Source organism: uncultured Empedobacter sp. (assembly GCF_937930195.1).
Lineage (GTDB): Bacteria > Bacteroidota > Bacteroidia > Flavobacteriales > Weeksellaceae > Empedobacter > Empedobacter stercoris.
Window position 1 is genome coordinate 1 of the sequence record NZ_CALGVK010000152.1, and the last position, 4,614, is coordinate 4,614.

Genomic DNA, 4,614 nt, shown 5'->3' on the forward strand with positions numbered 1-4,614 from the left:
ATCTACACTTTTTTTAGAAACACCATTATCTACTAAAAAGGCTACTTTTCTGGTTGTTATAGTTCCTTCACCTTCTTTAACTTTCATACTCAAAGCAACAGATGAATTTATTTCTTGTTTTTTAGGCTGCAGAGGATAATTGGGATGATTTTGCCTTGCAAAACTTAATGTCAGTTCATCCAACTCTTTTGGAGGTACTATACCAAGATTATCACCAACTTTTTGAGCAAGAGTTTTATCAATTTGATAAAGGATAGCTACTTGTCTTTCTCTAATTTTTGAGTCGCTCACTTTGCTTAATTCAAAACTAAAAGCATCTATAATATGTTGTTTTTCTGATTCAGATTGAGAATTAAAAAATAAAGTGGCTTGAGAAAAATGATCCGCAAAAGAATCAGATCTTCCTCTTACTTTCATTCCTTGTACTTCTTGTTGATGAGATTGAAAACCTTCTTCACCTTTCAATATAGCATGATAAGGACATCCTGATGCTTTACTATTTGGAAAATAACTTACATCTCCTTTTAAAATATCCATTCTATTTGTTCCATCCTTCTGATTGTTGTTTTTTTGATTGATTGATCTATTAATTGGTATTTCATGAAAGTTTGCACCACCTAATCTATAATTTTGAGTGTCCATATATGAAAATACTCTACCTTGTAATAAAGGATCATCTGACAAATCAATACCTGGAATAATTCTTCCTGGATCAAATGCAACCTGTTCAGTTTCTGCAAAAAAATTGTCTGGATTACGATTAAGTGTCATTGTCCCAATAAGTTTTACAGGCACTAACTCTTCTGGAATAAGTTTCGTAGGATCTAATAAATCAAATGGATAGTTCATCTCGTCCTTTTCAGGTATCAATTGAACACCCAAATCCCATTGTGGAAAATTTTCTTTTTCAATATTTTCCCATAAGTCTTGTCTATGAAAATCAGAATTAAAACCTGAAATTTTTTGTGCCTCGTTCCAAGCTACTGAATGAACTCCCAACTTAGGTTTCCAATGAAATTTAACAAATGTTATTTCACCTTTACTGTTGATTAATTTAAACGTATGAACACCAAAACCTTCCATCATTCTAAAACTTCTTGGTATCGCACGATCTGACATTAACCACATAATCATATGAGAAGATTCTGGCATAAGTGAAATAAAATCCCAAAATGTATCATGGGCAGAAGCTGCTTGTGGCATTTCAGTATCTGGCTCAGGTTTTACAGCATGTACTAAATCAGGAAAGTTCATGGCATCTTGTATAAAAAATACTGGAATATTATTTCCTACCAAATCGTAATTTCCTTCTTCTGTATAGAATTTGACTGAAAAACCTCTTACGTCTCTGGCTAAATCGGTTGAACCTTTGAATCCTGCAACTGTTGAAAATCTTGTAAAAAGAGGTGTAATTGCTCCTTTTTGTAAAAACTTTGCTCGAGTAAATTCAGAGATATCTTCATGAATTTCTAATATCCCATAGGCTCCACTTCCGCGAGCATGAACCACTCTTTCTGGAATTCTTTCTCGGTCAAAATGCCCTAACTTATCAAAATAAATGTGGTCTTGTTGTAAAGATGGTCCTCTAACTCCCAGTTTCAACGTATTGTTGTTGTCATGTATTGCAACTCCATCATTTGTAGTTAAAATCTGGTTGCTATTATCTACAATATATTTTTTTATTTGTTCAGTTTTCTTATTTTTCTTCATTTAAATTTGGTTTAATTAACTAATAATCAAAGATTAATCCATTTACAACTTTTAGATAAAATGATTTATATTTTGAACCTCTCCGTGTGATTAGCAGAATCTGAATAATTTGCTGTCATTTCTTTTGTTTTCTACAACTTATTCTTATGACACCAAATAAGGGTACAAGGCAGGTAATAATTTTGATAAAATATATTTCTTGTGTTTAAATAAAATGACAATCGATTTCGTCTTTATATTTTCAAAATTAGAAGGAGAAAAATGCTAAGAATATGATTACAATCATATTAGACTTTAATAAAATGATGTATTTAATAATCATTGGCGATAGCTTTTATTTCTTAAGACTAAAAAAGTAAATACCAACATGATCCTACTCATAAAATGAAGTTTAATCTGATATTACCTTAGATAGACGCTAATCAAAACTTTTTAATATGCTAATTAACAATGAATTATTACTAAAATTTGGAGGTGTAAAAAAAACATACAAACAAGGCGATATAATAATGAAAAAAGGGAAATATGCAGAGTTTTATTATCAAATTTTAAAGGGGAAGGCTATTAGAAATAACTTTTATCAAGAAAAAATTATTCTAAAATCTATGCTTGTAAAAGGACAAAGTTTAGGAGAAGCTTTTTTATTTACCAATAACTCTTATTCGATTACAATTCAAGCGATTGATGATTGCCATATTATTCGATTAGAAAAGTATAAATTTTTCAATCTTTTAGAAGAACATCCTCATTTATATTTGATTTTATGTCAATGTATGAGTGAAAAATTAGTTTACAAATTCAGCAAAATACAATCTATATCTACTAACACATTACGCAATAAATCTCGATAATTTTTAAAAAATTAATCTTATGAAAAAAATAAAACACGAAAAACAACAACAAAATAGACCTGGAATTGAAGAAAACATGAAACCTATTCCCAAAACGGATCCTATAATTTATGCGAAAGAAGGAAAATTAAAAGGAAAAGTAGCGTTAATTACTGGTGGTGATAGTGGAATTGGTAAAGCAGTTGCGCTGCTTTTTGCGAAAGAAGGGGCTGATCTTGCAGTAGCTTATCTTAACGAAGAAATTGATGCGAAGGCAACTAAAAAAGAAGTTGAAAAGTATAACAGAAAATGTTTACTGATCAAGGGGGATTTATCAAAAGAAGAAAATTGTCTTGCCGCAGTAGAAAAAACAATTGAATATTATAAGCAGATAGATATTTTAGTCAATAATGCTGCATTACATTGGGAAAGCGAATCTTTGGAAAATATAAGCAGCGAACAATTGATTAAAACATTTCAGAACAATGTGTTCTCATACTTTTGGACAACTAAATTTGCTTTAGTTTATATGAAAAAAGGAGGTTCTATTATAAACACCACATCTGTTACAGCTTATCGAGGAAGTCCAAAATTAATCGATTATGCTGCTACAAAAGGGGCTGTTGTTTCATTTACTAGAAGTTTATCGTCTAATTTGATAGCAAGCGGAATTCGAGTAAATGCTGTTGCTCCAGGTCCAGTTTGGACACCTCTTATCGTTTCTTCTTTTGATTCTGAAAAAGTAGCCAATTTTGGTACTGATTCTCCAATGAAAAGAGCAGGAATGCCAAATGAAGTAGCTCCTTCGTTTTTATTTTTAGCTTGCGAAGATTCTCAATTTATAAGTGGACAAGTCTTGCACCCGAACGGTGGAGAAATAATAAATGGTTAAAAAAAAGATATGCATATATATAAACTGGAAATAACTCAAACAGAACACGAATTTTTAAGTTTAATTCATGAATTTATATTCGGATCAGCAACAGCGCATTTATTAATTGATCCTCCATTTATCATTCAATCTATTGATAAAATTAGTCAAAAGACGAACTGCACACAGAAAAAAGAATTTCTAAATCAACTGATTGCAGAATACAAAATAAATGCTCTTGAATATGTTAATCAGAACAACATTTCAGATGAAGGAACTCTTTTTACAAAAAATATGCTTATTCGTTTTTACTCAAAATTCTCTTATTATAAAGTCCAAAAAGAACAGGAATTAATTCGGATCATCCATAACGAGTTCTTAGAAATATAATGCATTAACAAAAATTAGCCAATTATCACATAACAATGATAATTGGCTAACACAATAATCAAATTATTTTCTTTTATTTCTATTCTTTTTTCGCTTTCTGAGCCAAAAAAATAGAAAAATCCATCCACCTATAAGCAAAATTATATAGGCGAAAATATGTAAACTTGATATAAAAAATTCTTTAAATTGTGGAAACATAATCGTTGATTTAGGATGTTAAAAAATTTACTTTTTAATAGAGTATTTTTCCTTTATGCAACCGTAGCATGTCTTGAGATTCCATTAATTTTACTGTGCGTATAACAGTTTCGACACACATTCCAGTTAAACCAGCTAATTGTTGACGAGTAAGCTCTACTTTGAACGAAAAAGGTGTTTTGATTTCTACTGTATCATTTTTTAAATAATCTAATAATCCTTTTAACCTTACAATAGGACTGTTAATAGAATTATTTTGCATCATCAAAAACTTGTAATATAACTTTTCTGAAATACATCTACTCAGATTTTTATACAAGTAGGGATTCGAATTTAATAATTCTAAAAAAACAGATTTATTTAATCGTAAAAGAACTGTATCTTCTAAAGCCTCTGCATTTGTTGGATATTGATTATCCAGAAACAAGAAACATTCTCCAATACTTTTGCCTGGCGAAAGAATATTTTGAATAGATTCTTTGCCTTCTTCATTAAAATGGTTAAGTTTTACTTTTCCGACAAGGATTTGAAAATAAAAAAATGGATAACTACCTTCTTTAAAAATATATTCTCCATTTTTAAACGAGACCCTTTCTGCTCCATACTCGTACAATA

General features: G+C 30.0%; 5 protein-coding genes. 3 read left to right on the plus strand and 2 right to left on the minus strand.

Annotated features, from left to right (window positions below):
* Positions 1-1,710, minus strand: a 1,710-nt coding sequence (locus Q0616_RS08670) for a catalase (protein WP_298776511.1), incomplete at its 3' end; no start/stop codon positions are given.
* A gap of 437 nt (positions 1,711-2,147) precedes the next feature.
* Here Q0616_RS08670 and Q0616_RS08675 point away from each other — a divergent pair.
* The 3 genes from Q0616_RS08675 to Q0616_RS08685 are packed head-to-tail and all read left to right on the plus strand — an operon-like array spanning position 2,148 to position 3,801.
* On the plus strand, positions 2,148-2,561 hold the full coding sequence (locus Q0616_RS08675; protein ID WP_260542785.1) for a Crp/Fnr family transcriptional regulator: 414 nt from the start codon (positions 2,148-2,150) through the stop codon (positions 2,559-2,561).
* Between the two features lie 19 nt (positions 2,562-2,580).
* The gene (locus Q0616_RS08680) at positions 2,581-3,432 is read left to right on the plus strand and encodes an SDR family oxidoreductase (protein WP_171622175.1); all 852 of its coding nucleotides are present in this window, start codon (positions 2,581-2,583) and stop codon (positions 3,430-3,432) included.
* 9 nt (positions 3,433-3,441) lie between these two features.
* Positions 3,442-3,801: a hypothetical protein gene (locus tag Q0616_RS08685; RefSeq protein WP_171622176.1), complete on the plus strand. Its 360-nt coding sequence runs from the start codon at positions 3,442-3,444 to the stop codon at positions 3,799-3,801.
* 232 nt (positions 3,802-4,033) lie between these two features.
* Here the strand turns inward: Q0616_RS08685 and Q0616_RS08690 are convergent.
* Positions 4,034-4,614 (minus strand): Crp/Fnr family transcriptional regulator (locus Q0616_RS08690; protein WP_298776515.1); only part of this gene is annotated, 581 nt, incomplete at its 5' end.

Bases quoted from the DNA above. Each gene is read 5' to 3' on its own strand.
- Q0616_RS08685 (WP_171622176.1), top strand. From the start codon at position 3,442: ATGCATATATATAAACTGGAAATAACTCAAACAGAACACGAATTTTTA.
- Q0616_RS08675 (WP_260542785.1), top strand. From the start codon at position 2,148: ATGCTAATTAACAATGAATTATTACTAAAATTTGGAGGTGTAAAAAAA.
- Q0616_RS08680 (WP_171622175.1), top strand. From the start codon at position 2,581: ATGAAAAAAATAAAACACGAAAAACAACAACAAAATAGACCTGGAATT.